The sequence below is a fragment of the Corynebacterium kefirresidentii genome, assembly GCF_016599755.1.
In the GTDB taxonomy this organism is placed as follows: domain Bacteria; phylum Actinomycetota; class Actinomycetes; order Mycobacteriales; family Mycobacteriaceae; genus Corynebacterium; species Corynebacterium kefirresidentii.
This window is the reverse complement of record NZ_CP067012.1, coordinates 1,654,785-1,680,172: the sequence shown is the minus strand read 5'-3', so window position 1 is coordinate 1,680,172 and position 25,388 is coordinate 1,654,785. Positions and strand designations below refer to the sequence as shown.

Below are 25,388 nucleotides of genomic sequence, written 5' to 3'. Positions count from 1 at the left end.
TTTTCGATGTTAGGCGGAAACGACGAGTTCTTCTGGCTCTTCGGTGGGTTCATCCTCATGTGTTACCTCGTGCCGGTTGGTGAGGAAATAAACCGCCGTCATAATGGCGATGAAGGCGACACCCACCACGAGGGAAATGCGGTACTCCTGTTGCCAGACCATGATGCCGAAGGTCATGAGGATGAACGCGATGGACAGGTACTGCCCATAGGGCCAGAAGGGAACTTTGTATTTGAGGTTCGCTACGTCTTGTGTGCTCATTCCGCGCCGGGAGTACAGGTGAGCCAGCAGAATCATAAGCCAGACAAACACGGTGGCGAAGGTAGCTAGCGAGGCGATGACCTCGAAGACATTCTCCGGCAGGAGGGCATTGAGTATGGTGCCAATGATCATGGTGGCGATGAGGATGATGGTGGTCATTACGGGTACGCCACGCACTACCTTGGACATGAACTTAGGGGCGTGCTTTTGGTGGGCAAGGCCAGTGATGACGCGTCCTGCACCGAAGAAGTCGGCGTTGATGGCCGATAAAGCGGCGGTAATGACCACGAAGTTGAGCAAACCTGCAGCCCAGGAAACGCCGAGGGTATTAAAGATTTGGACGAAGGGGGACTGCTCGCCGGTAATCTCGCGCCATGGGGTGATCATGAGAATGACGGCGATGGCAAGGACATAGAAAAGCAGGATGCGCATGGGCACCGTATTGATTGCTTTGGGTACGGATTTTTCTGGGTGCTGGGCGGCGCTGCCGGCAACACCGATGATTTCGGTGCCGCCAAAGGCAAAGAGAACGAGGATGAAAGAAGCGATCATGCCCGTGGGGCCGTTGGGGAAGAAGCCACCGTCGTTGACGAGGTTGACGGGGCCGGTGGTGTGGGCATCAGAAAGCCCAAAGGCTAATACCGCAAGGCCGCCGGCAATCATGGCGAGTACGGCGCCGACCTTGATGATGGTAAAGGCAAATTCCAGTTCACCGAAGGCCTTGACGGTGGCGAGGTTTGCGCCGCCCACGATGAGCAAGGTGGCTGCAACCCAAACCCACTGCGAGACGTCTGGGAACCAAAAGCGCATATAAACGCCGATGGCGGTGAGGTCCGCAAGCGCTACGATGACCATCTCAAAGGCGAACATCCAGCCGGTGATGTAGCCCGCCCATCCGCCCATGAACATGCGGGCGTAGCCGGCGAAGGAGCCGGTGATGGGGTGGCGCACGGCCATTTCGCCTAGGGCGCGGAGCATGAAATACACCACCGCGCCGGCGAGGAGATAGACGACGAGGACAGAGGGGCCAGCGGCTTGGATGGCACCGGCTGAACCATAAAACAGTCCGGTGCCGATCGCGGATCCGAGGGCGATGAAGTGCAGGTGCCTGTGTTTAAGGCCGTGTTGGGACATGGCATCTCCTAGCGTATGAAAAGTTTTATGTAGTCTAAGTCTCTATTTGTCCAAGGTGTGTCATGGAACATATTTATTTGTCTGGAATTTCAGACTTGGTGCCGTGTGCTGCACTGATAAGCGCCACAGTGGTGCTTAAAATTGCCCTCCGTGAGTACCAACAGAGTCCCAGCGGCGCGTCATGCGATGGAGATCCTCAGGCTTTTGTCCACCATCGACGTCCCTATATCCGCCGCCCGCATCCAAGGTGAGCTCAACCTGCCACGCTCGTCTACATACCACCTGCTGGCGGAGATGGTTGATGCTGGTTTTGTAGCCCATTTGCCGGAGCACAAGACGTATGGACTGGGCCTGGCGGCGTATTCCATGGCTTCGGCCTATGTAACGCAGCAGCCCTTGGTGCGCATGGCCACTCGGGATTTGGAACAGTGTGCGGCGCTGGTGGGTGGATCGGGGCACCTGTCACGTATGGCAGGCTCGGAAATCTTGTATTTGCAAGAGGTGCGTGCGGTGGGTGCTACCTCCTTGGTCACTGAGGTGGGTGTGCGCCTGCAGGCACATAAAACGGCGTCCGGGCGCGTGATGCTGGCGCATCTGCCTGATGCGGAGGTGCGCGCCGCCTTTGATACTGCGGGAGGTAGCGGCTTTGCTGCATTGAAAAAGCGCTTGAGTTTGGTGGCTGCACGCGGGTGGGATCAAGAGATCGAAGAGATTACTCGCGGTCAGGCCTCTGTAGCGGCGCCCATCCTGGATCACTTGGACCGCCCTGCAGCGGCGGTGGCGGTGACGTATCCGGTTGGGACGCCGGATGTGAAGGTGGACGCCGCTATTCGGGCCTTGCTAGAGGTATCGGACAAGGTCGCGGCCAAAATGTACCGCAATCGCAAAAAGTGAGGTAGCATACATTCATCGCGTTAGGCTGTCGCGCGACACATCACAATTGTTGATCCCTTATTTAGAGGAGTATTTGCCATGCCTAACGCCTACCCAACCACCGTGACCGTAAACGTCGGCGCGCTGAGCATCGAGGATGTTGTTGCCGTTGCCCGCTATGGCGCGCAGGTGGAGATTGCGCCTGCAGCCCTAGAAGAGGTAGCCGCTACCCGCGAGCGCGTGGAAGAACTAGCACAAGATCCCACCCCGGTCTATGGCATTTCCACCGGCTTTGGCGCGCTCGCTCGCCGCCATATCCCAGAGGAGATGCGCGCCCAGCTGCAGCTTTCCCTGGTGCGTTCGCACGCTGCGGGTACCGGCCCGGAAGTGGAAGAAGAAGTCATCCGCGCACTGATGCTGCTGCGCCTGTCCACCTTGTGCACTGGCCGCACCGGCGTGCGCCCCGTAGTGGTGGAAACGTATGCCAAGGCCCTTAATGCCGGCATTGTGCCGGTGGTGCGCGAGTATGGCTCGCTGGGCTGTTCCGGCGATTTGGCGCCGCTTGCTCACTGTGCGCTGGCCTTGTTGGGAGAGGGCGAGGTGCGCGTGAACGGCGAGCTGCAGGATGCGGGCGAAGCCTTGGCCGCAGCTGGCATCGAGCCGCTGCAGCTGCGCGAGAAGGAAGGCCTAGCGCTTATCAACGGCACCGATGGCATGCTGGGACAGCTCTGCTTGGCCATCACTGACCTGCGCGCGGCCGCAAAGACCGCCGATATTGCCACCGCCATGACCGTGGAAGGCCTGCTGGGTACCCTCGTGGTCTTCGCGGATGACCTGCAGCTGCTGCGGCCGCATCCGGGCCAGGCCGATGCTGCGGCTAATATCCTCCAGGTGGCCGAAGGCTCTGAGATCTTGGAGGCCGCGCTCGAGGAGTTTAAGAAGAACCAAGTGCAGGATGCCTACTCCGTGCGCTGCGCCCCTCAGGTAGCTGGCGGATTCCGCGATACGTTGACCCACACCGCCCAGGTGGCCGAGCGCGAGCTGGCTGCCGCGGTGGACAACCCGGTGGTGACCAAGGATGGCCGCGTGGTCTCTAACGGCAACTTCCACGGCGCGCCGGTGGCCTATGCGCTTGACTTCCTGGCAATTGTCACCGCGGACTTGGCCTCCATTTCTGAGCGTCGCACCGACCGCTTCCTGGACCCGGCGCGCAACCGCGGGCTGAACGCCTTTCTTGCCGACGACCCCGGTGTTGACTCCGGCCACATGATCGCCCAGTACGCCCAAGCCGGCATCGTGAGCGAAATGAAGCGCCTAGCCAACCCCTCTTCGGCCGATTCCATTCCTTCTTCGGCCATGCAGGAAGACCATGTATCCATGGGCTGGTCCGCCGCCCGCAAGCTACGCAAGGCCGTCGATGGCCTGCAGCGCGTGCTTGCCGTAGAAATCCTCACCGCCGCCCGCGCTATCGACATGCGCGAGGGCACCCCAGCCAAGGGAACCGGCGCGGTCATCGCCAAGCTGCGCGAGACCGTCAAGGGGCCAGGTGTGGACCGCTACCTGTCGCCGGAAATCGAGGAGACCGTGCGCCTGGTTAAGGAGGGTGCGCTTGTCGAAGCCGTTGAGAACGCTACCGGAAAGCTGCGTGATTAATATGGCGACCATTTCTTGGCACCCACAATCTGAGCCCAACCCCTTGCCGTTTTCCCCTTTTAAAGCCAGCACAGTGCCGCGCCCCATTGGCTGGCTTTCCAGCGTGGACGGTGAGGGCCGCGAAAACATCGCGCCTTATAGCCAGTGGCAAAACCTCACTTTCGATCCACCAATGGTGATGTTTTCGGCCAACCAATACCCGGATGGTCGCCGCAAGGACACGGTGCTTAACGCGGAGGAAACCGGCTGGTTTGTGTGGAATATGGCCACCTATGACCTGCGTGAGGAAGTCAATAAATCCGCCCAGGTGCTTGACTATGGCGTCAGCGAGTGGGACCGCCTTTCCGTTACTAAGGAGTATGCGGACAATCACCGCATTCCCATGGTGAAAGAATCGCCGGTGAAGTTCGAGTGCCAGTACAAAACCACGCTGCGCGTGCCCGGTAATTCCAAGGTGGGCAGCATCGACCTCGTGGTAGCGGATGTAAAGACCATCCATATCGATGAATCCGTCATCGATGAGGAAGGCAAGCTCGACATCCTCAAGATCAAGCCCATCGCACGCATGGGCTACTTTGACTACACCGTGGTCACAGAAAAGTTCGAGATGCGCGTGCCTGGTTCCGACGACGCCGCGCGCGCCGGGTTAGAGGGCAGCGCGTAGTGCATCGGCCATGGCCTGTTGGCCCGCGTGGGTGGGGTGCATTGGAAAGGAATTAGTCTCCTGGCCCGTGAAATCCACCCACGGTGAGGAGGAGCAGGCGGTGTGGTCTAAGGCGGCGTCGGCAAGCACGTATATAGCCCCATTGCGCTCGGCGGCCTCGCGCACCGCCTGGTTGATGCGCTCGATGGAGCGTGCCAACCATTCCCGGTCACTGGCCGGGATTTTTTCTATGTAGGGGCAGGTCTCGCCGCGCTTAATTAGCGGAAGATAACCAGTAGCCAGGACTTTCGCGTCAGGGGAGCGGCGGTGGATCTCCTCGTAGACCTTGTCTAGCCGGCGGGGTAGATCGCGGATTTCCAGGTCTATCTGCGGGCCGGATTCCGTCTGGCAGATATCATCCGTGGCGCATTGGGTAAGGCGTACGAAGCTGGCGTCATTGCCGCCGATGGACAGGCTCACTAGGTCGGTGTCTTCCCGCAGGGCGTCGACCTGGGCGGGGTGTTCGCCGGCCGAGGAAAGCACATCGAGGGTGCTAGCGCCCTGGCAGGCTACGTTGGTGAGCTCCGCGTCCATTTCCTTGGCTGCAAGCTCGGGGTAGGAATCCTGCGCACGCACGCAGGTATTGGGCGGATCCAGCGGCAGCGTGGTTGAGCCCATGGCCGCATAGGAATCCCCCAGGGCGACATAGTGGGGTGGCTGCGGCTCCTCGGCGGGGGTGGAACAAGCGGCGACGAGGGCCACGGAAAGGAAGGGGATGAACCGGCGCATGCAGGCCATCGTAGATCATCCCGCCTGTGTCTCATATACGAGACAGTTAGGGTTCATGTGGCATGGTACACAGAGCTGGGTCACAGTACTTTATGACATGTGACGCCGAACAAGTCCTCGGGGACAGCCCCGGGACACCGGCCTAGGGGACTTGGGAGGGCGTCGAAAAAGCACGAAGAAAGGAAGCCATGTCTCAACCACGCGAAGTACGCGCCCCGCGCGGAACCGAACTGTCCGCCAAGTCTTGGCAGACCGAAGCGCCCTTGCGCATGCTCATGAATAACCTCGACCCCGAGGTTGCCGAGCGCCCCGAGGACCTCGTGGTCTACGGCGGCACCGGTCGTGCAGCGCGCAGCTGGGAAGCCTTTGACGCCATCGTAGAATCCCTCAAGGACCTCGAATCCGATGAAACCCTGCTGGTGCAGTCCGGCAAGCCGGTGGGCATCTGGAAGACCAATGAGTGGGCACCGCGCGTGCTTATTGCTAACTCCAACCTGGTGGGAGACTGGGCTAACTGGGAGCACTTCCGCAAGCTCGAGGATGAAGGCCTGATGATGTACGGCCAGATGACGGCCGGCTCCTGGATTTACATCGCTACCCAGGGCATCCTGCAGGGCACCTTCGAGACCTTCGCAGCCGTGGCCAAGAAGCGTTTCAACGGCACCCTGGCCGGCACCTTCACCCTGACCGGCGGCTGCGGCGGCATGGGCGGCGCACAGCCGCTGTCTGTCACCCTTAACGGTGGCGCCTGCCTCATTGTGGACGTTGATGAAACCCGCCTGAAGCGCCGCCAGCACAAGCGCTACCTGGACGAGGTCGTCACCGACCTAGATGAAGCACTCAAGCTGGTTCTTGACGCTAAGGAAAACAAGAAGCCGCTCTCCGTAGGCCTGGTAGGCAACGCCGCCGAGGTATTCCCAGAGGTCCTGCGCCGCCAGCGCGCCGGGGAATTTACCGTCGACATCGTCACCGACCAGACCTCGGCCCACGATCCATTGTCTTACCTGCCCTCTGAAATCACCATGGAGGACTGGCATAACGAGGCCAAGGCAGACCCGACCACCTTTACCAAGAAGGCTCGTGAGTCCATGGCGGCCCAGGTCCAGGCCATGGTCGAATTCCAGGATGAGGGCGCCGAGGTCTTTGACTATGGCAACTCCATTCGCGATGAGGCCCGTAAGGCTGGCTACCAGCGCGCTTTCGAATTCCCAGGCTTCGTCCCGGCTTATATCCGCCCACTCTTCTGCGAGGGCCTAGGACCGTTCCGCTGGGCCGCTCTGTCCGGTGACCCAGAGGACATCAAGGTCACCGACCAAGCGCTCAAGGAGCTCTTCCCGGATAACGAGCACCTGCACAACTGGCTCGATGCCGCTGAGGAGTACGTCGAATTCGAGGGCCTGCCGGCACGCATTTGCTGGCTCGGCTATAACGAGCGCCACAAGGCCGGCCTGCTCTTCAATGACCTGGTGCGCGAGGGCAAGATCAAGGCTCCTATTGTCATCGGCCGCGACCACCTGGACTCCGGCTCCGTGGCCTCCCCGTACCGTGAGACCGAAGCCATGCTCGATGGCACCGATGCCGTGGCCGACTGGCCGCTGCTCAACGCCATGACCGCTGTGTCCTCCGGTGCTACCTGGGTATCTTTGCACCACGGCGGCGGCGTAGGCATGGGCCGTTCCATCCACGCCGGTCAGGTTACCGTTGCGGACGGCACCGAGCTTGCTGCGGCTAAGCTGCGCGCGGTGCTGACCAATGACCCGGGCATGGGCGTTATCCGCCACGTTGATTCCGGCTACACTCGCGCAAAGGAGGTCGCCGATGAGCGCGGCGTCCGCATTCCAATGGAATTCAAGGCAAGGGACTAGATGAGCACACTTTTTACCGGAATTTCAGAACTCCGTACGGTCAGCGAGCGCGGCACGCTTAACGACGCCGCCCTGGTAGCCGAATCCGGCACCATCTCCTGGATTGGCCCGGCATCCGAAGCGCCGGCCGCCGATGAGAAGGTGGACCTGGGTGGCCGCGCCGTCCTGCCGGGATGGGTCGATTCGCACACCCACATGGTCTTCGACGGTGACCGCTCCGCTGAGTTTGAGGCCCGCATCTCCGGCGGTTCCTATGAGGCTGGCGGCATCGCCGTAACCATGGACGCCACCCGCCAGGCCGGCACCGACCGCCTAGACAAGCTGGTGGCAGATCGCGTGGCCGCTGGTCGTCGCGGCGGCACCACCACCTTCGAGACCAAGACGGGCTACGGCCTCAACACCGAGTCCGAGGTAGAGGCCGCTAAGGTCGCGTCCCGCCACGTAGATGACGTGACGTTCCTTGGCGCCCACTTGGTGCCGCCAGGGGCAGACGCGGAAGACTACCTCGACGAAGTCGTTGGCCCGATGCTCGAGGGCGTCGCTCCCTATGTGCAGTGGATCGACGTCTTCTGCGAGCGTGGAGCCTTCAACGAGGAACAATCCCGGCGCGTACTGGAAGCCGGTAAGAAGCTAGGCCTTGGCCTGCGCGTGCATGGCAATCAGCTGGGCGAAGGCCCAGGCGTGGCCCTAGCCGTGGAGTTGGGTGCGGCCTCGGTAGACCACGTCAATCACTTGAGCGACGAGGACGTAGAACTGCTGGCTAACTCCGATACCGTGGCCACGATGCTGCCGGCTTGCGATCTGTCCACCCGCGAGCCGCTAGCCCCAGGCCGCAAGCTTCTCGACGCCGGCGCAATCCTCGCCATCGCCTCCAACCTCAACCCCGGCACGTCCTATACCTCCTCGATGAACTACTGCGTGACCACCGCGGTCCTCCAGCAGTACCTGTCCGTCGATGAGGCTATCCACGCGGCGACCACCGGCGGGGCGACCGCTCTGCGCCGCCACAACGTGGGCAATGGTCTCGACCCGCAGGGCCGACCCGCTAAGGGCACCATCGTGGAAGGCGCCGCCGCCGACCTGCACGTGCTCGACGCCCCCAGCGCCGTGCATTTGGCCTACCGCCCAGGCATGCCGCTGAGCTATCGCACCTTTATCGCCGGAGCCTAGCGCTCTTCTAGAAAGGTCGCCGCTATCTGATATAGCCGGCGGCCTTTTTCTTTTGTCATATGTAGCCACGCATCCTTCTTGCCGATAAAGACTGCGCGCGATCCATCCGGATCTTCCACCATAAAGAGGGTTTCTTCGTCTTGTGCACCGTGGACAGTCCACGACTCTGGGTCGTAGAGGCGACGAAAGCGCCCTAGCTCTATCTCTACGTCCCTGCGGGTGATAGCCGGTGGCCGGTAGGGGAGGTTGTCGGGCCCATAGTCCTTTCGCGGTCCTTTTCTTTCTCCGCGTTCAAAATCGCTATAGACCTCGCTCACTTGGGCACGCACCAGCCCATTTTTGTCCTCCGTGGATTCTATGCGCAGGCATAAAGGGTGCCGAGGCCGTGAAGTAAAGCAGGAGTATAGGTGGCCTATCTTAGGCTTATCGACGGCACTAAAGGTCACAAACTTGCCACGGGGTGCGAAATCAAACTCCACCGGAAAGTAGGTTGTGTTCTCGTTGTCCACCACGCTGCCGAGGCTAAGAAGCTTTGGGCGTGCGGCGTATTCCGTGCGGTGAAAGCGCACTGGATCTAGCTCCACCACATAAAATTCAAAATTATCCTCCACCCCGGTTATGCGAAAGACGGGGTTTAGATGAAAACGCCGGTCTGTAATGTGTACATACCCTCCGCTCTGTGGCCGAGGGCTGCGCCTAGGGGGATAGATCAGGCCCGTAGACAGCGAGGACAGATAAAGGTCTACCGGCGGGTCCAGTTCCGTGCTGAACCCTGGATAAGAACTTAGCTTGGCACGGATACGTGCTTGGTCGTCAAGGAATCGTGGGCGTGGATGACTCATAGGCTGCACAGTAGAAGACCGCCCCGACACCACACTTCGGTGTTTTCGAACTGCTTCGAACAGGGCAGGAAATCTGGGCTAGGAAAATCTAGGAGCTGCGCAATGGAGTTTATAGCCGCAATCGCGTAGGGTTGGTGAAGCAATGAGCATTACCGATAACGCCACCGGCGGCGTCAACGAGCCGGAAGATTTTAAAAAGTCGGAATCTCAGGACAACTCGCAAGGTGTCACCAAGGACACCAGGGCTGCGAATACTTCTGAGGACACCGGCGCTGAGTCTCAAGACTCGGCCAACGACAATTCCCAGGGGTTCGCGCATCTTGGCCTGCCAGAGAAGATTCTGGAAGCCGTTGCGAAAGTAGGCTTTACCAAGCCGTCCCCCATTCAAGAAGAAACCATCCCGATCTTGATGGAAGGCCGCGACGTAGTCGGCCTTGCCCAGACCGGTACCGGCAAAACCGCGGCCTTCGCGCTGCCGGTTCTGTCGCAAATTGATGCCAAGGCCCGTCACCCGCAGGCACTTGTGCTCGCGCCAACCCGTGAGCTGGCCCTGCAGGTGGCAGACTCCTTCCAGTCCTTCGCCGAATCTCTCAAGGGCGTCGAGGTACTGCCTATCTACGGCGGCCAGGCCTACGGCATTCAGCTGTCCGGGCTGCGTCGCGGTGCGCAGGTCATCGTGGGTACCCCAGGCCGCGTCATCGACCACTTGGAGAAGGGCTCGCTGGACCTGTCTCAGCTGCAGTTCCTTGTCCTTGATGAGGCCGATGAGATGCTGAACATGGGCTTCCAGGAAGACGTTGAGCGCATCTTGGAGGATACCCCGGACCGCAAGCAGGTGGCGCTTTTCTCGGCCACCATGCCGAACGCTATCCGTCGCCTGTCTAAGCGCTACCTCGACAACCCTGCCGAGGTCACGGTGAAGTCCGAGCGCCGCACCAATGACAACATCACGCAGCGCTTCCTTCTTATCCCGCATCGCGCGAAGATGGATGCCTTCACCCGCATCCTTGAGGTCATTAATTATGATGCCATCATCGTCTTTTGCCGCACGAAGCACGAGACCGAAGAGGTAGCCCAGACCTTGCGGGACCGCGGTTTTAGCGCCGCCGCCATCAACGGTGATATTGCGCAGGCGCAGCGCGAGCGTACCGTCGATCAGCTCAAGGATGGCCGTCTGGACATCCTCGTGGCTACCGATGTTGCCGCTCGTGGCCTCGACGTCGATCGCATCACCCACGTGGTTAACTTCGACATTCCTAACGACACCGAGTCCTACGTGCACCGCATCGGCCGCACCGGCCGTGCTGGCAGGTCCGGCGAGGCGATCCTATTCGTCACTCCTCGCGAGCGGCGCATGCTGCGATCCATTGAGCGCGTTACTAACGCCCGATTGGAAGAGATGGATCTGCCGTCTGTCGACGAGGTCAATGAAAAGCGCAAGGAAAAGTTCGCGCAGTCCATTAGCAACTCCATGGACAATAAGCAGGCGGACTTCTTCCGCTCCTTGGTGCGCAAGTACTCCGAGGACAACAACGCGGCCATGGACGACATCGCCGCAGCCCTCGCTGTCATGCTGCAAGGCGGCAAGAACTTCCTCATGGAGGATAAGCCGCTACCAAAGCCCAAGCGTGATCGCCGGGACGATCGTAAGCGCGACCGTGATTTCAAGGGCGGCGGCAAGGGCCGTGGACCGAAACGACCCGATGGGGATTTTGAGACGTACCGGTTGGACGTCGGCAAGCGGCAGAATGTGCGGCCTGGCGCTATCGTTGGCGCCATTGCCAACGAAGGTGGCTTGTCCGCTAAGGACTTCGGCCGCATCACCATCGCGGTAGGCCACACCTTGGTGGACCTGCCGAAGAATTTGGATCCAGATGTGCTCAAGCGCCTAAAAGATACGCGCATTTCCGGCCAGCTCATCAATATTCAAAAGGACACCGGCCGACCACCACGCCGTGATCACGGCGGTGGACGCAAGCGCGGCGGACGCTGGCGCGACTAAATTTTTCGACTCAATGGGCCTCTTCGGAGGCCCATTTTTTCGTGCCCTGTGACCAGCAGTTTTACTATAAACGGGGGTAGCGTGTCGGAGCGATTTTATATACTAAAAGCGCAAACATGTTCTAGGGAAACTTCTGCGGGGGAAGTCTATGAATGCGCCCTACTTTGCCAATACCAATTCACAAAATTCAACCTCACGAGCAGCTACAACCATACGCAAGGCCGAATACTTGTTATGGAGGCGCCTGCATCCAGATCCGGATGAGGATATCGAAATCATCAGCCAATCGTTGTCGGACCTTACTGGTACGCGGCAGTCTCGAATTAGAAATATTATCTTCGCCTTTGAGCGCTTAAAGGAGCTACCACACCTTCAAGCGCGGCAGGAAGAGCTCTACCACCTAGATTTAGACCGCTTAATTACTATCGACCAGACACTTTCCAAGCTAGGGGAGATTGACGCCGATAAACGGCTGCTTATCGACGCCGAATTAACCACCTACCTCACCCCCAAGCGCCCCAACCAAAAATTGCCGTCCCATCGCAACCTGCGGCGTAAGTTGCGGGAGCTTATTGTCCGCCTCGATCCCACTATCGCCGCGCGCGATCCACGTCGGAAGGAGTCCTATAATCTCGAGCCCACGGGAGGGGAGTGGGCCGCAGTATGCCTCGACGTGGGCCTAGAAACCGCCGAAATCATTGACCGAAATATCCGCAGCGTGGCTACGGAGAAGGACATTTCCTTGGCCCAAGCGGCAGTTGCTCTGCTCACCGGCAAGGCTGAAGCCAAGGCGAAGGTGGTGCTCAATATGTACCGCTGCGATCTTCCTGATGCGCCAGCCTTCGTTCAAAGTTTGGGTTGGGTCTCGCCAGAGGTTGCCGACGACATGCAAAAGCGGGCGACAACCGTCCGCGATATGGAAAAGGCAGCACAGGACGAAAGTGGAAACTACGTAACGCCGCCCCATATCCGTGCCTTTGTGGAAGGACTCGACGGAACCTGCCGATGGCCCGGCTGCACGCGGCCAGCAATGGCTTCCCAGATGGACCATCGACACGACTTTGCCGAAGGAGGGCCTACGGCGGCGGCCAATCTTGCGTGCCTATGCCAACATCACCACAACATCAAGACTGATGGGCGGGCCTTTTATATAAAGGATCCGATTAGTGGGGACATAGTCTGGCTTTTTGAGGATTCCACGTGGGTCTATGACGAAGCTAGCGGGCCACTCGCAGCGAAAAATCGGAGGTGGGCGCAGACGGTGGCGCAGGCGACACAGCGGCGTCGGCACAATGCGCACGAGGATGCACAGAGATTGAAAGAAGAGCTGGAAAACGAGAAACGGGACAGCGAAGAAACTGTCCCGGAAGAGTAGATGGCCTTCTAGAAGACCAATTAGAAGTGGACGTACATCAGGATTAGGCAGATGATCCATAGGAGGTTAAATACGCCACCGAACGCGGACAGTGGCTTCTTTGCCGCCGCGTAGTCAAAGGTTTCGTTTGACTCGAGGGAGGCCATTGCCTTCTTCTGCTTAGGGATGATGACGAAGAAGAGCAAGCACCACGCGACGATGGCAACCAAGATGGCGATGTGGAAGTTTACCTCGGACTTGTAGGCGCTGATATCGGAGAGAAATACGCCGAGCCCGAGGATAGGCACAATAGCGGAAATGTAGCCATAGGTATTGGTTATGTTATGCAGAACGAGGGCGGAGCCTAGTGCTGCGTGCTCACCTTGTGCTGCCTTTGCCATCTGCGTCTGGAAGCTGGAGGTAGATACGCAGACTGGACCGATTAAGAGAATAGCTGCAGCCACGTGGAGGAATACAAGGAAAGTAGTCATTGAAAGAACCCTTCAATCGCGGAAAGTTGCCACATTTACCCTAATCAATTTCCGGTGAGTAGGGCTATCCGACATTGCCTTTGCATGGCGCGCACGTCCGCGGAAGGGAGCGGAAGCGAGTACTTGCGGGCGATGTCTGCGAGGCGGCGAGAATATTCGCAGCGGTTGGTCGGCGGAAGCCATTCGGCAGGAAGAGCATCTGACTTTTCTTGGTTGAGCTTGCGGCTGGTGGCTACGAGATTGAGCGGATCGTTGCCAAAGCGCACTTTGGTCTCGCGGTCCCACTCGGAAGCGCCCATGTCATAGGCCGCGGAGAGCGGAAAGATGTGGTCGATCTCTATGGGTGAAGTGGCAGGAATGGTGGTGCCACTATAAGGGTCATAGACGGTCCCACTGCGGGCATGGCAATCGTGGAGGGGATCGCTGGCCTGGCTTTCCAGAATGGCCTCGCGGGTGCTACAGGCACCGTGGGGCTGCCAGATGCCGAAATCATCGCGATTGTAACCAGCGGCGTTAGGGCGTGCAGCTACGGTATCGACCTCAAAACGTGGAAAAGGCCACGCATACCATGCGCCGATAAGGACGGTGACGCATGATAGCGCGGCCAGATAATAGGACTTCATGTCCTATTGGACTGCGTGGAGTCCGTGATGGTTCCGATTATTTATCGGTGACCTTTTCCGCGGCCTCCTCGAAGTCGAGGCTGGAGTCATTTTCCACGAGCTTGGCCAGCTTGGTGGCCTCTTCAAACTCGCTAACAACTTCCGGTGCTGGCTCCTTGGTGAGCTTGGTGACGATGACCGCCACAATGAGGGCCAGGAAGAAGCCAGGAACCATCTCGTAGAGGGTATCGGAAAGCGGAGACATGCCCCAGCCGATGGCTACGATGGCGCCGGTGAGCATGCCGGCAATCGCGCCGGTGGCGTTGAAACGCTTCCAGTACAGGGACAGCAAGATGATTGGGCCGAAAGCGGAACCGAAGCCTGCCCACGCAAAGCCCACAAGGCCAAGGATGGAGTCAGACGGGTTGATCGCCAAGAGGGCGGCAATGACCGCGATGGCAACGATTGCGGTGCGGGAGAGGTTGATGAGGACCTGTTCGCCTGGCTTCTTCTTGGCAAAGATGAGGAAGAGGTCCTCGATGAGGGAAGTAGAGACGACGAGCATCTGGGAAGACATGGTGGACATGATGGCGGCAAGAACCGCGGTCAGGACGAAGCCTGCGGGCAACGGGTGCATCATGGCCTGTGCCATGTCCAGGAAGATGGTTTCGAAATTGTCCTGGTCGGTGATGCTGTGGCCGGTTTGGGTGAAGTAAACGGTGCCAGAGAGCGCGACGAAGATTGCGCCGATGACGGACAGGCCCATCCAAGTCACGCCGTAGAAGCGGCCTTGGCTGGCGTCGGAAGGCTTACGCAGCGCCATGAAACGGACAACGATGTGCGGCTGGCCAAAGTAGCCCAAGCCCCAGGCCAGGTTGCCGATGATAACGCCGGCGGATACGCCTGCGAACATGGAGAAGTAGCTGTCATTTTCTACTACGCCATCGGTGCCATAGGGATTATTGGCGGCAAACGAGAAGATCGAGGATGGATCGCTGAGAGAGACAATGGCCATGATCGGCACGATCATCAGGGCGACGAACATAAGAACGCCCTGGACGACGTCCGTGTAAGACACCGCCAAAAAGCCGCCGACGAAAGTGTAGAAGATGGTCACCGCAGCGATGACGAGCATGCCGGTGAGGTAGTCGCCACCGAAGGTGGACTCGAAGTAGCGGCCACCGGAAACCATGCCGGAGGAGACGTAGAAGGTAAAGAAGAAAATAATGATGGCTGCGGAGATGATGCGCAGCAGGCGGGACTTATCGTGCAGGCGGTTTTCAAAGAAGGACGGCACGGTAATGGAGTTGGCCGCGATTTCCGAGTAAGAACGCAGGCGCGGTGCGACCCACTTCCAGTTAGCCCAGCAGCCGACGAGCAGGCCGATGGCCATCCACAGCTCGGACATGCCGGAAAGGAATAGAGCTCCGGGCAGGCCCATGAGTAGCCAGCCGGACATATCGGATGCGCCAGCGGAAAGAGCCGCTACGAATGGGTGCAGGCCACGGCCGCCCAAAACATAATCGTCATATTGGTCGGTTTGTTTGTAGCTCCAGTAGCCAATGGCTGCCATTGCGAGGAGATACACGATCATCGCAATGACGTACCAAGTTGAATCTTGCACGTTTTACTCCTTGTAGTGATATGTAGGACATATTCACGTTAACGGGGTCACAAGGTTAACCCAAGCGAAAATACAGGTGTGACGCATGTCTCCGTTTGGATTTTCTATCGTTCAACTGGGGAAAGAGGGAAATATAACGAGCGTGTAACAAACTTGGAAGGGCTGCTATGCTGGCGGTTATGGCTTCTTACCTCGTGCATGGACTGTGGCTCCCCGTTACGGGGCTTGGTCTGTGGATTGAACAGGTAGAAGGGCACAAGATTGTCATGCCCAATGCCGTTCCTGAAGGCACCTTCCCGCCGGCGGTAGAGTCCATCCTGGGGAAGAAATCTTTCCGCAACCGGGCGCGGGTCTCGCTGCGCACGCCCAAGGGCAAGGACGTGTCCTTGATGGTGCCGATGGCAATGTTCGGCCCAGAAGAGGCCGTCGCGGCGCTTACTCAGATGGAACACCTGAATCACAAGCCGCCTGCCACCATCGCCCCTGACCTCCAGTGGCTGCTCCATGCCTACAGTGGCCTATGCAAATTCGTGCGCGCCGGGCGCGTGACGTTCCGGCTGGCCTACCAGGCCAATGAGTGGTTCCCCATGTGGCAGCTGGCCTCCGGCTTGGGGGAGCGCGGGTGGCTTGCAGAGATGATGGCAGCCGCGCCCGGCATCTTGCATGTTAATAATCGGGCACTGTCGGATGACATGGCCGATGAGCTCACGCACTGGATCGCGTTTCGAGAGCTGCGGCCCGTGGCGGAAGCACCGCGGCCGATGCCGTGGCACGAGTTCGCCCGCGCCCTGCTCGATACGCGGCCGATCCGGCGTGGGCGCGCGCAGCTTTTGCGCGGGCTCAATGAGTGGAAGAATTCCATCTACGAGGTGGAACTCCAATTGGTCTACATCGTGGAAGAACCGGCAGAAGATGACCCGGATGCGGCCAAGTGGCCGGTGCGCGTGCGGGTGCGCTCGGGCACGGATGCTCCGCGGCCGGTGTCAGCGCAGAGTCTGGATAGGGCGAGCGTCGAAAAGCTGCGGGAAGCCCACCGCAAGGCTGTGCGCATCGCGCCCACGCTGGGGGAGACCGCACAGCTGCCGCAGCCCGGCGACGGCGACTGGGATGTCTACCTAGAAACCCACCAACTTACCCATTTTGTTACGCACGAGGTGGACAAGCTCAAGGCCAGTGGCGTGACTGTCATGCTGCCCAAGGCCTGGGCGCAGATGGAAACGAAGGCCAAGCTGGAAACCCACGAGGCCCGCGATCCGGCCGAGGCCGCCACTAAAAAGCACATTGGCATGAATAAGCTGGTGGACTATAACTGGCGCATGTCCGTGGGCGATGTGGAGTTGACCGAGGAAGAAATGGAGGACTTGGTCAATTCCAAGTCCGGACTTATCCAGTTACGCGGCAAGTGGGTCATGGCCGATAAGCAGGTTGTCTCCCAGGTCTCCGGATACATGGATGCGCTGCGGGAGAAGTCCCTGGCGCGCAAGAAGAAGGAACTTGAGCAGCTGGCCGCTACCGCGGAGATAGCCAAGCAGCTCGGCGAACCCGGTTGGGAAGCCTTAATGGCGGACGTGGAGCAGCGCCGCCAAGAGTTCAACGAGGGTGGCGAAGAACACGAGCAGGTTACCGTGGCTGAGCTGCGCGAGCTGGCGCTCGAGTCCATGACCCAAGAACCCATCGAGTTCACTGGCAGTACCTGGCATACGGCCCTGCTCGGCGGGGTGGACAAGGTCGCCCCAGAGCGCGTGGACATTCCCAAAACTGTCCATGCGGAGCTGCGCGAGTACCAGCGTCGCGGCGTCGACTGGCTGTATTGGATGTCTCGCAATGGCATAGGCGCCGTGCTTGCCGACGACATGGGGCTCGGCAAAACCCTCCAACTACTGTCCCTTCTCGCGGTGGAAAAGGAGCGCGGTGAGCAGACTGGCCCCACGCTCGTCGTGGCGCCAACCTCCGTGGTAGGAAACTGGGCGCGCGAGGCGCAGCGCTTCGTCCCGGATTTCAAGGTTATGGTGCAACATGGTCCAAGCCGCCCGCGGGGCGAAGACTTCGCTCAAGCCGCTACTGAGTGCGACCTGGTTATCACCACATATGGCACCGTGGGCCGCGATTTTAAGGACATGGGCGAGGTAGGCTGGCAGCGCGTTGTTCTAGATGAGGCCCAGGCCATCAAGAACTCCGCGACGCGATCATCCAAGGCCGTGCGCTCGCTGCCCTCGGAGCACCGCGTGGCGCTGACCGGTACCCCGGTGGAAAATCGCCTCTCGGAGATGCGCTCCATCCTGGACTTTTGTAATCCCGGAGTATTGGGCTCCGCCTCGTTCTTCCGCAATCACTTTGCTAAGGCCATCGAGCGCAATGATGACGAAGAGATGTCTGAACGCCTGCGCCAGCTCACCGCGCCGTTTATCCTTCGCCGTGTGAAGACGGATCCGAATATTATCGACGATCTGCCTGAAAAGTCCGAGCAAATCCTTACCGTGTCCATGACCACCGAGCAGGCCGCCCTGTATAAAGCACTGGTCAACCAGGTGAAAAAAGACCTGCAGGAAGCTACGGGAATGAATAAGCGTGGGCTGGTGTTGTCCTCGCTCACCCGTATCAAGCAGATTTGTAATCACCCCGCGCATTACCTGGGCGATAGCTCGCCGGTGACGCTCAAGGGCAAGCATCGCTCCGGCAAGGTTAAAGAACTCATGCGCATCGTGGACGAGGCCACTGAATCCGGCGAGCGCCTCTTGGTCTTTACCCAATACAAGGCCTTTGGCGATATCCTGCAGCCATACCTTAGCGATCAGCTCGGCCGGGAGATCCCCTTCCTCCACGGCGGGGTGAGCAAAAATAAGCGCGACCAGATGGTGGAAGACTTCCAGTCCGAGGATGGTCCGCCGGCGATGATCCTTTCGCTCAAGGCCGGCGGTACCGGCCTGAACCTGACGGCTGCTTCCATCGTCGTCCACATGGACCGCTGGTGGAACCCGGCGGTGGAAAACCAGGCGACGGACCGCGCCTTCCGCATTGGCCAGCGCCGCAATGTGCAGGTATATAAGATGATCACCGCGGGTACGCTGGAGGAATCTATCCAGGACATTTTGGATGGTAAGACGCAGCTGGCCGGCGCCGTCGTGGGCGAGGGCGAGGGTTGGCTCACCGAGCTGGACCCAGATCAGCTGGCCGCACTCATGAGCTACCGGGGGAGGGAGTAATCCATGGCTGTTAAAGGCGATGACAACGTTATCTATGCCAATTTTGGTACCCGCAAGCGGGTAAGCACCCCGGCTGAGGTCAATCACGTCGACCGCAGCGGGCGCATCCTGTCCACGACGGCCTCGCGTATCGCGGCCTTTACCTCCCACGGTGCGGATCGCGGCCGGATTACCCGCGGCCGCCAGTATGCCGAGGGCGGCCACGTCGTGGGACTGGAGGTGCGCAACGGCGCCATCCACGGCCGCGTGGCCGGCTCCCAGAATGAGCCCTTCGCGGTGCTCATCCAGTTGCCCTACCGCAATAATGACGATATTGCCCAGCTGGCCACCGAATTCGCCCGCACCCCCAACTCCATTGCCAATGCACGCAAAGGCCTGCTTGCCGACGCCGCCCTAGACACCCTTTTCGCCCCCGAGGCCGAAGACCTGCGCCTGACCTGTGACTGCCCGGACGGCGAGTACGTGTGCAAGCACATCGTGGCGGTGGGCGATAAGCTCGCCACCCGGGCGGATGCGGACCCGGCTGTCGTTTTTAATATGCGTGGCTTGGACTTTGCCCGCCTGGAGCGCATGGTCCTCGAACAGGCTAAGACAGTCAGCCGCGAAAGCTTTACCCCAAGCGGGCTGTCCGAGGAAGAAAAGAATGAGATCTTCTGGAACGGCCGCGAGCTGCCGAAGCTGCCGCAGCCCAAGGTCGCCCCGGCCATCGATGACTCCGATCCGGACCTCTTGCGCAAGGCCATGCGTTCGGTTTCTCATACCAACCTGGATCTCTTGCGCGCGGTATCCGATATTGAAGACCTCTACTACCACCTCACGCACTAATGACTGCTACCACGTTTATCCATACCTCCGATTTTCAGCTGGGCATGACCCGCTGGTTCTTGAAGGGCGAGGCCCAGGGCCGATTTAATGATGACCGCGAGGCCGCGATCATGCGGCTGGGCGAGCTGGCCGAGGACACCGGGGCGGATTTCATCGTCGTAGCCGGCGATGTCTTTGAGCACAATTCCCTCTCCCGCGAAATCCTCGCCCGCGCCACGGAAATGTTTAAGCGCCTACCTGTACCGGTCTACGTCCTGCCCGGCAATCATGACCCGCTGGTGGCGGACTCGGTCTTTTATAAGACCAGCGCCGATAATGTTCACGTTATTGCGGACTCCCAGCCGATTGAGGTGGCCCCCGGCGTGGAGCTGGTTGGCGCGCCTTATCTGTCCAAGCGCGCGAACCACGACTTAGTCCGCCACGCTCTCGAGCCGCTGGAGCCGGCCGAGGGCATTCGCATCGCCGTTGGTCACGGGCAGGTGGATTCCCGCTCTGGCGAGGATGACGCCGATACCATCGATCTAGCCTTCGTTGAAGACTGCCTGGATCGCGGGGTGATTGATTACCTGGCGCTCGGCGATACCCACTCCACCGAAAGCCTCGGCACCACCGGCCGAGTGTGGTTCTCCGGCAGTCCAGAAACCACGGATTTTAAGGAAACGAGCACCGGCGGCGGCGAGTCGGATTCTGGCAATGCGCTGGTGGTGCGCGTGGGGGATGAGGTGGACGTCGAGAAGCGGCGCATCGGCCGCTGGACTTTTGAGGCCGTCGATGCCGCCGTGGATTCCGCCGAAGACGTGGACCTGTTCTTGGCACGCTTGGGCGAGTACCCGGACAAGGTGCGCACGGCCGTGAAATATAGCCTGCGCGGCACGCTCGGCATCGAGGCCCACGCCCGCCTGCAGCGCGGACTAGATGAGTACGAGGCCGTATTTGCCTCCCTGCGCCCGCGCGAGCGCACCATGGATCTCTACCTTGAGCCCAGCGATGAAGAACTAGCTAGCCTTGATATTTCCGGCTACGCGGCCGAGGCCCTGCAGGAGCTTCTGGATAACCGCGAGGATCCCGTCGCCCGCGACGCTGCCAACTTGCTATTCCGCCTGGAGGGACAGTCCTAATGCGCATTCACCGCCTAGAACTTAATAACGTCCGCGGCATTGAGCACCTGGTCCTGGATGAGTTGCCAGAAACCGGCGTCGTGGTCATCCATGGTGAGAACGAGGCCGGTAAGTCCACCATCGTGGAGGCGCTCGACGTGGTGCTTACCGAAAAGCACAGCGGCCGGTCCAAACGCATTCGTGCCTTGCAACCGGTGGGCAAAGACGTGGCCCCGGAAATCACGGCTGAACTTAGCGTAGGCGACTACCGCTTTAGCATTGCCAAGCGCTGGCTTTCCAAGAAATCCTGCGAGCTACACATTTCTTCGCCGCGGCCGGCGCAATTTACCGGCAGTCAGGCCGATGATGAGTTGGAGCGTATTCTCTCGGAGCACTTGGACCGCTCGCTTGTCGACGCCCTCTTTATGCGCCAAGACGACACCGGCGAGGCCATCTCGGCCGTCGGCATTCCTAGCCTCACCCGCGCCTTGGAGCGCGAATCTGGCCTGGCCGAGGAAGAGGTCTCCGGCGATGATTCCGCGCTCCTTGCCCGCGTGGACAAGGAATATCAGCGCTACTTCACCGCGGCGAAGGGTAATCCGGCCGGCGAGTACAAGGAGTCCGCTGCAGCTCTAGCGCGCGCCGAAGAAGAATACGCAGAGGCCACCCGCGTGCTGCGGGAGCTGGACTCCGTGGTTGAGCGTTACGAGCAACTCCAGCGCGACCAATCCGCCGCCGAAGCCGAGCTTCCCGCCGCCCGAGCCGATCTCACTGAAAAGCAGAACCAGGCGGAGGAAGCCGCAACCGCGCAGGCCACACTGGATTCCCACAAAGCTACGCTCGAGCGCGCCATCGAGGATCTTGCCCGCGCCCAAGCAGCGGTTACCGAGCGCGCCGGGCTCGTCGCCACAGCCGATGAATCTGCCACGGCTGCCAAGGACGCCGAGAAGAAGCTCACCGGCGCGCAAGAAAAAGCTCAAGAAGAAGCTGCGGAAAAAGAGTCACTGGACAAGCGCCTGGCAGAGGCAAAAGAAGACTATGCCGCGGCCCGCAGCACTCTCAAACAGGCTCGCCGCCTGCAAGATAGGCAGAGATTTGAACAGTTAAGCGCCCGGTTGGAATCACTCGACGCCCTCGCCGCCGAGGTAGACCAAGCCCGCGCGGCCATTGCCCAGCGTGGACGCGAGATCACCGCGGCCGATATCAGCAGCCTGCATAAGGCGGACTCGGCGCTGTCTGTGGCCACGCGCCTGCACGAGGCTGCGGCCGCCAAGGTGCACTTTTCGGGTCCAGATGGTTCTAGGATCCGTGTTGATGGGGAGGACGTCGAGATAGGCGAGGACACCGCCATCGAGCTTGTCGACGCCCGAGTTATCACCATCGGAAAAATTACCGCTCGCTTCTCCGCTGGGGCCTACTCAGCCGAAGACACCCTGCGCGATGTGGAACAGGCTCGCATACGACTGCAGGACCTGCTCGATACCCTTGGCGTGGATTCTGTCGAAGCGGCCGAAAAGACCCATGAGGAGCACCGCGCGCTCAACGACACTCTGGATGCCGCCACCCGGGCTCTTGCCGTGGAACTGGGGCCGGATGATTTAGGTGACCTCCGCGCCCAGCATTCCGCTTTGTCCGAGAAGGTGGCGGACCTTGAAGATGCGGGTGAGGTCGATCTCGCTGCCGCCGAAGCCGCGGAAGAAGCAGCCAGCGAAAAAGTCAATGCGCTCGACCGCAAGCTTGTGCCGTATCGCGAAAGCCGTCTTGCCCACGAGGTAGTGCGCTTAAACGCCGAGCTGACCGCCGCCCGCGAGAATGCACAGCGCGTGACCAGGGAGCTCTCCTCCGCGCGAGAGCATGCCGCCGACGAGGCGCTCCATGCCGAGGTCACCCGTTTGGAGACCGTCGTGGCGGAGCTGCGCGGGCAGCTGGAGCAGATGGAAGCGGTTGATCTTGATACCGCCAATTCGCTGGTAGAAGGCGCGAAGTCCCACCTGGAATACCTCACTGGACGCATCCAGCGTTGTGAGGTGGACCTTGGCAGGCTGTCGAGCGAAATCAACTTCCACTCTGGTGCCGCCGAGCGCGCCCAGCAGGCCACCGCAGCGGTAGAGATGGCTCGCGCGGTGTACGAGAGCGTAGACAAGCGCGCGCAAGCAGCTCGCTATCTGCGCGAACTTTTACTCAAGCACCGCGATGCCGCCCGCCAGCGTTACGCCGCGCCCTTCGTGGACGCACTCTCACAGCTGGCTCGCACCGTTTATGGTGGCGATATCACCTTCGAACTCGATGAAGATCTCCGCGTGACCGCCCGTACCCAGGATAAAGAGACGGTGAACCTGGCCAGCTTGTCCGGCGGTGCTCGCGAGCAGTTGGCCATCCTCACCCGCTTTGCCATTGCGCAATTGGTAGGGGCGGAGTCGGTGCCGGTCATCGTGGACGATGCGCTGGGTTCTACCGACGCGCACCGCCTGCAACTCATGGCTACGCTCTTTTCCCACGTGGGACGGGATAACCAGGTATTGGTCTTCACCTGCATGCCGGAGCGCTATTCTCGCGTGCCGGGGCGCAGCGAGCGCGCCATTGCTTCCCTCAAAGGGGTAATCTAGTGCCATGCCTTCTCAAACTCGCTGGTTAGACGACGAGGAGCAGGAACTATGGCGCCTGCTCCTTGGCGCTGTGCGCAAGATTAATAGGGGAATGGATGAAACGCTCAAGGCCGGCGGCGAGGTATCTGCCTCCGAGTTTGCTGTCCTCGTTGCCTTGTCTGAGGCACCGGAGCAGCACCTGCGCCTGCACGAGTTGTGCACGCAGCTAGAGTGGGATCGCTCCCGCGCCTCCCACCAAGTAACCCGCATGGAAAAGCGCGGCCTGCTTTATAAAGAACCAGACGCGGTAGATGCCCGTGGGATCAATGTGTGCGTTACTCACGTGGGCCTAGAACACTTGCGGCGCGCCGCCCCCGAACATGTGGAATCAGTCCGCCGCATGGTTTTTGACCACCTGCAGCCCGAGGACGTGCCTGCGCTGCGGCGCTTTTTTAACGGCGTTTTGCAGGCCAAAAACCTCCCAGGCTATGAGGGATACGTGCCAGATTCGCTACTACACGGAAGGGATTAAGCTCCATGATGGGACAAGAGCTCTTTGAGCACCCAAAGAAACAATATAAGACCTACGGAATCACCGCGTTGGAGGAGCTTAGTCCACGCATCGGTGACCCCGAAGCGCACCTGGATGATGCCGCCAGCGAGGAACAAGTCTCCGCTATGGAAGAGGCCCTAGAGGCCTACCCAGACTCCGTGTTGACCTATGACCAAGACACCGAGCTATGGATTGTCGGCGCGGAAGAGGACATCGAGCGCATGCTCGCGGACCGCGAGTCTTTCGTAGAGGCACTGCTCAATAACGAGGACCCCGGAATCTAAGGGCGAAATTTCGGCGTCAATCAAAAGTGCGAGGAATGCGGCCTTATAAGCACTTAACTGTTAAGATATCCGTAGTTAATCCTCGGTGGATCGAAAGGTTTTATCATTATGAACGAGCGTGAGGCTCAGGAACAGCGCGAAGCAGCAGCTCGCGATAAGGGCAAGGGCTGGGTTCCCGTATTCCTTCAGTGGATTCCTTCCATGCTGCTAGCCGTAGTGATGCTGGCAGCCATGTTCTTCGGTATGTACTACATCGAGCACGGCACCTTGGACATCACCCAGCCGATCACCAACGAGTTCATTACTCAGTAGCTTCGGCTCATAGAAGAATCCGGCTCCCCCTTGCACACGGCAGGGGAGCCGGATTATTTTTATTTGCCCACCGCCTGGCGCCAGGTCATCTTGCGTCCATTATTCAAAATGGCGCGGCGGTAGATGCGACCGACTAGCACGATAATCAGTGCGGTCACCACAGCCATGAGCACGTAGCTAGCCAGCAAGCCTAGCCAGCTGAGGTTTCCTCCGGCCACCTGCATCGGAGCGACCAGCATGGAAACCGGCGGCAACCAGGTCATGACCTGCATCCACGTGGCATCCAGATGCATCCAGCCGAACATTGGTACATACATGGTGGCAAAGACAAGGAATAAAATAGGTGCCTGCGTGGACTGGAGATCCTCGGTGCGCTGCACCATGGAGCCGGCTGCAGCGTAAAGGCTGCCAAAGAAAAGCAGGCCTAGAATCTCGCCCACAAGGAGGACGGCTACCAAGCCATAATCTAGCTCGAAATCACTAGCCAGGCCGGATGCAGTAAGCGAGATTGCGCCACCGCCCAGAATGAGGAGGGTAGCCAAGAAACCGATGATGGTATTGCCCAAAATCTTGCCGGCCAGGAAGTCTACTGGGCGCACGGAGGACAAGATAATTTCCACCACGCGGGAGGACTTTTCCTCCGTGACGCGGCCGCCAATCAGGCCAGCGAAAGTCATGATGGAAAAGACCACCGCCATTGCGCCAATGAGGACCGTGGCCACGCCGGCCATCTTTTGTTCAGTGCCATCCTCTTCTTCTAGGTTCACCTGATTTACAGCGGTAGAAGGGGTAGCCTTTTCTAGCTCTTGCGGGTCAATATTGAGCCTATCCAGCGCCGTTGCTTGTGCTTGAGAAGAAACGATTTGGTTGACGGTGGTCGTTACCGTGGCAGGCGTATCACCCTTGCTCAAAAGATCCCAGCCGTCGTTTTCTGCCGGAACGAGCGCGGCATCGGCCTCGTCATTTTCTACCAATTGCTGGGCTTCCGCGCGGTCTTTCGCCGCGGTGGCATCGATGCCGGAATCTTTGAAGGCAGTTGCTTCCATCCCCACGACGGCTACGGAATCAGGTTCATCATCGCCGCTGAAGAAGCTGATAGCAATCGGGGCGATAATGGCGCCGAGAATGAGCAGCAGCATTGTGCCCACTACCATCTTCGACTTCAGTGCGACTGCCATTTCGCGCTTGGCTACAACTCCGATGGTCTTCATTGCGGAATACTGCAT

The 25,388-nt window shown here is 59.7% G+C and carries 21 protein-coding genes; 14 read left to right on the top strand and 7 right to left on the bottom strand.

The window, feature by feature from the left end:
• Positions 1-9 precede the first annotated feature (9 nt).
• A complete protein-coding gene (locus tag I6I12_RS08045) occupies positions 10-1,395 on the bottom strand; it encodes an amino acid permease (RefSeq protein WP_200287733.1) in 1,386 nt (461 codons plus the stop codon).
• Between the two features lie 186 nt (positions 1,396-1,581).
• Between I6I12_RS08045 and I6I12_RS08040 the strand changes: the two genes are divergently transcribed.
• The 3 genes from I6I12_RS08040 to I6I12_RS08030 all read left to right on the top strand — a co-directional run bounded on the left by I6I12_RS08040 (position 1,582) and on the right by I6I12_RS08030 (position 4,585).
• Positions 1,582-2,289, top strand: a complete 708-nt coding sequence (locus I6I12_RS08040; RefSeq protein ID WP_200289048.1) for an IclR family transcriptional regulator — start codon at positions 1,582-1,584, stop codon at positions 2,287-2,289.
• Positions 2,290-2,367: 78 nt separating this feature from the next.
• On the top strand, positions 2,368-3,921 hold the full coding sequence (gene hutH, locus I6I12_RS08035; protein ID WP_200287731.1) for a histidine ammonia-lyase: 1,554 nt from the start codon (positions 2,368-2,370) through the stop codon (positions 3,919-3,921).
• A gap of 73 nt (positions 3,922-3,994) precedes the next feature.
• Entirely contained in the window at positions 3,995-4,585 is a 591-nt protein-coding gene (locus I6I12_RS08030) for a flavin reductase family protein (RefSeq protein WP_234288105.1), read from the top strand.
• On the opposite strand, the gene I6I12_RS08025 is transcribed toward I6I12_RS08030, so the two are convergent.
• Positions 4,568-5,353 (bottom strand): SGNH/GDSL hydrolase family protein, encoded by a 786-nt coding sequence (locus I6I12_RS08025; protein WP_234288104.1) that lies wholly within the window; start codon positions 5,351-5,353, stop codon positions 4,568-4,570. The genes I6I12_RS08030 and I6I12_RS08025 overlap by 18 nt on opposite strands.
• A 188-nt stretch (positions 5,354-5,541) precedes the next feature.
• Between I6I12_RS08025 and hutU the strand changes: the two genes are divergently transcribed.
• The gene (gene hutU, locus I6I12_RS08020; RefSeq protein ID WP_086588060.1) at positions 5,542-7,218 is read left to right on the top strand and encodes a urocanate hydratase; all 1,677 of its coding nucleotides are present in this window, start codon (positions 5,542-5,544) and stop codon (positions 7,216-7,218) included.
• On the top strand, positions 7,219-8,388 hold the full coding sequence (hutI, locus tag I6I12_RS08015; RefSeq protein WP_200287729.1) for an imidazolonepropionase: 1,170 nt from the start codon (positions 7,219-7,221) through the stop codon (positions 8,386-8,388).
• Here the strand turns inward: hutI and I6I12_RS08010 are convergent.
• Complete coding sequence (locus I6I12_RS08010) at positions 8,385-8,999, bottom strand: hypothetical protein (protein ID WP_200287728.1); 615 nt, start codon at positions 8,997-8,999, stop codon at positions 8,385-8,387. The two genes, hutI and I6I12_RS08010, sit on opposite strands and share 4 nt — an antisense overlap.
• A 373-nt stretch (positions 9,000-9,372) precedes the next feature.
• Between I6I12_RS08010 and I6I12_RS08005 the strand changes: the two genes are divergently transcribed.
• Positions 9,373-11,232, top strand: coding sequence for a DEAD/DEAH box helicase (locus I6I12_RS08005; RefSeq protein ID WP_200287727.1), 1,860 nt, complete (start codon positions 9,373-9,375; stop codon positions 11,230-11,232).
• Positions 11,233-11,380: 148 nt separating this feature from the next.
• Positions 11,381-12,607, top strand: a complete 1,227-nt coding sequence (locus tag I6I12_RS08000; RefSeq protein WP_023021797.1) for an HNH endonuclease signature motif containing protein — start codon at positions 11,381-11,383, stop codon at positions 12,605-12,607.
• 20 nt (positions 12,608-12,627) lie between these two features.
• Here I6I12_RS08000 and I6I12_RS07995 read toward each other — a convergent pair whose 3' ends face one another.
• The 3 genes from I6I12_RS07995 to putP are packed head-to-tail and all read right to left on the bottom strand — an operon-like array spanning position 12,628 to position 15,303.
• Entirely contained in the window at positions 12,628-13,077 is a 450-nt protein-coding gene (locus I6I12_RS07995; RefSeq protein WP_200287726.1) for a DUF2269 domain-containing protein, read from the bottom strand.
• A 44-nt stretch (positions 13,078-13,121) separates the two neighbouring features.
• Entirely contained in the window at positions 13,122-13,700 is a 579-nt protein-coding gene (locus tag I6I12_RS07990) for an HNH endonuclease family protein (protein ID WP_023021795.1), read from the bottom strand.
• Between the two features lie 37 nt (positions 13,701-13,737).
• Positions 13,738-15,303 (bottom strand): sodium/proline symporter PutP, encoded by a 1,566-nt coding sequence (putP, locus tag I6I12_RS07985; RefSeq protein WP_023021794.1) that lies wholly within the window; start codon positions 15,301-15,303, stop codon positions 13,738-13,740.
• A 167-nt stretch (positions 15,304-15,470) separates the two neighbouring features.
• On the opposite strand from putP, the gene I6I12_RS07980 reads away from it, so the two are divergent.
• The 7 genes from I6I12_RS07980 (at position 15,471) to I6I12_RS07950 (ending at position 24,162) form a co-directional block, all read left to right on the top strand.
• The gene (locus I6I12_RS07980) at positions 15,471-18,506 is read left to right on the top strand and encodes a DEAD/DEAH box helicase (protein WP_200287725.1); all 3,036 of its coding nucleotides are present in this window, start codon (positions 15,471-15,473) and stop codon (positions 18,504-18,506) included.
• 3 nt (positions 18,507-18,509) lie between these two features.
• Positions 18,510-19,331, top strand: a complete 822-nt coding sequence (locus I6I12_RS07975; RefSeq protein ID WP_200287724.1) for an SWIM zinc finger family protein — start codon at positions 18,510-18,512, stop codon at positions 19,329-19,331.
• On the top strand, positions 19,331-20,449 hold the full coding sequence (locus I6I12_RS07970; protein WP_023027841.1) for a metallophosphoesterase family protein: 1,119 nt from the start codon (positions 19,331-19,333) through the stop codon (positions 20,447-20,449). Before I6I12_RS07975 ends, I6I12_RS07970 begins: the two co-directional genes overlap by 1 nt.
• Positions 20,449-23,034: an AAA family ATPase gene (locus I6I12_RS07965; RefSeq protein ID WP_200287722.1), complete on the top strand. Its 2,586-nt coding sequence runs from the start codon at positions 20,449-20,451 to the stop codon at positions 23,032-23,034. Before I6I12_RS07970 ends, I6I12_RS07965 begins: the two co-directional genes overlap by 1 nt.
• A 4-nt stretch (positions 23,035-23,038) precedes the next feature.
• On the top strand, positions 23,039-23,545 hold the full coding sequence (locus tag I6I12_RS07960; RefSeq protein WP_200287721.1) for a MarR family winged helix-turn-helix transcriptional regulator: 507 nt from the start codon (positions 23,039-23,041) through the stop codon (positions 23,543-23,545).
• Between the two features lie 5 nt (positions 23,546-23,550).
• On the top strand, positions 23,551-23,850 hold the full coding sequence (locus tag I6I12_RS07955; RefSeq protein WP_023021788.1) for a hypothetical protein: 300 nt from the start codon (positions 23,551-23,553) through the stop codon (positions 23,848-23,850).
• A 108-nt stretch (positions 23,851-23,958) separates the two neighbouring features.
• Positions 23,959-24,162: a hypothetical protein gene (locus I6I12_RS07950; RefSeq protein ID WP_023021787.1), complete on the top strand. Its 204-nt coding sequence runs from the start codon at positions 23,959-23,961 to the stop codon at positions 24,160-24,162.
• A gap of 59 nt (positions 24,163-24,221) precedes the next feature.
• On the opposite strand, the gene I6I12_RS07945 is transcribed toward I6I12_RS07950, so the two are convergent.
• Positions 24,222-25,388 carry an ABC transporter permease gene (locus I6I12_RS07945; protein WP_200287720.1) on the bottom strand — a complete coding sequence of 389 codons (1,167 nt, stop codon included), beginning with the start codon at positions 25,386-25,388 and terminating at the stop codon, positions 24,222-24,224.

Excerpts from the sequence above, each read along its gene's own strand:
- I6I12_RS08045 (WP_200287733.1), bottom strand. The coding sequence starts at position 1,395 with ATGTCCCAACACGGCCTTAAACACAGGCACCTGCACTTCATCGCCCTC.
- I6I12_RS08040 (WP_200289048.1), top strand. The coding sequence starts at position 1,582 with ATGGAGATCCTCAGGCTTTTGTCCACCATCGACGTCCCTATATCCGCC.
- hutH (WP_200287731.1), top strand. The coding sequence starts at position 2,368 with ATGCCTAACGCCTACCCAACCACCGTGACCGTAAACGTCGGCGCGCTG.
- I6I12_RS08025 (WP_234288104.1), bottom strand. The coding sequence starts at position 5,353 with ATGCGCCGGTTCATCCCCTTCCTTTCCGTGGCCCTCGTCGCCGCTTGT.
- hutU (WP_086588060.1), top strand. The coding sequence starts at position 5,542 with ATGTCTCAACCACGCGAAGTACGCGCCCCGCGCGGAACCGAACTGTCC.
- hutI (WP_200287729.1), top strand. The coding sequence starts at position 7,219 with ATGAGCACACTTTTTACCGGAATTTCAGAACTCCGTACGGTCAGCGAG.
- I6I12_RS08005 (WP_200287727.1), top strand. The coding sequence starts at position 9,373 with ATGAGCATTACCGATAACGCCACCGGCGGCGTCAACGAGCCGGAAGAT.
- I6I12_RS08000 (WP_023021797.1), top strand. The coding sequence starts at position 11,381 with ATGAATGCGCCCTACTTTGCCAATACCAATTCACAAAATTCAACCTCA.
- I6I12_RS07995 (WP_200287726.1), bottom strand. The coding sequence starts at position 13,077 with ATGACTACTTTCCTTGTATTCCTCCACGTGGCTGCAGCTATTCTCTTA.
- I6I12_RS07990 (WP_023021795.1), bottom strand. The coding sequence starts at position 13,700 with ATGAAGTCCTATTATCTGGCCGCGCTATCATGCGTCACCGTCCTTATC.
- I6I12_RS07980 (WP_200287725.1), top strand. The coding sequence starts at position 15,471 with ATGCTGGCGGTTATGGCTTCTTACCTCGTGCATGGACTGTGGCTCCCC.
- I6I12_RS07975 (WP_200287724.1), top strand. The coding sequence starts at position 18,510 with ATGGCTGTTAAAGGCGATGACAACGTTATCTATGCCAATTTTGGTACC.
- I6I12_RS07970 (WP_023027841.1), top strand. The coding sequence starts at position 19,331 with ATGACTGCTACCACGTTTATCCATACCTCCGATTTTCAGCTGGGCATG.
- I6I12_RS07965 (WP_200287722.1), top strand. The coding sequence starts at position 20,449 with ATGCGCATTCACCGCCTAGAACTTAATAACGTCCGCGGCATTGAGCAC.
- I6I12_RS07960 (WP_200287721.1), top strand. The coding sequence starts at position 23,039 with ATGCCTTCTCAAACTCGCTGGTTAGACGACGAGGAGCAGGAACTATGG.
- I6I12_RS07955 (WP_023021788.1), top strand. The coding sequence starts at position 23,551 with ATGATGGGACAAGAGCTCTTTGAGCACCCAAAGAAACAATATAAGACC.
- I6I12_RS07950 (WP_023021787.1), top strand. The coding sequence starts at position 23,959 with ATGAACGAGCGTGAGGCTCAGGAACAGCGCGAAGCAGCAGCTCGCGAT.
- I6I12_RS07945 (WP_200287720.1), bottom strand. The coding sequence starts at position 25,388 with ATGCAGTATTCCGCAATGAAGACCATCGGAGTTGTAGCCAAGCGCGAA.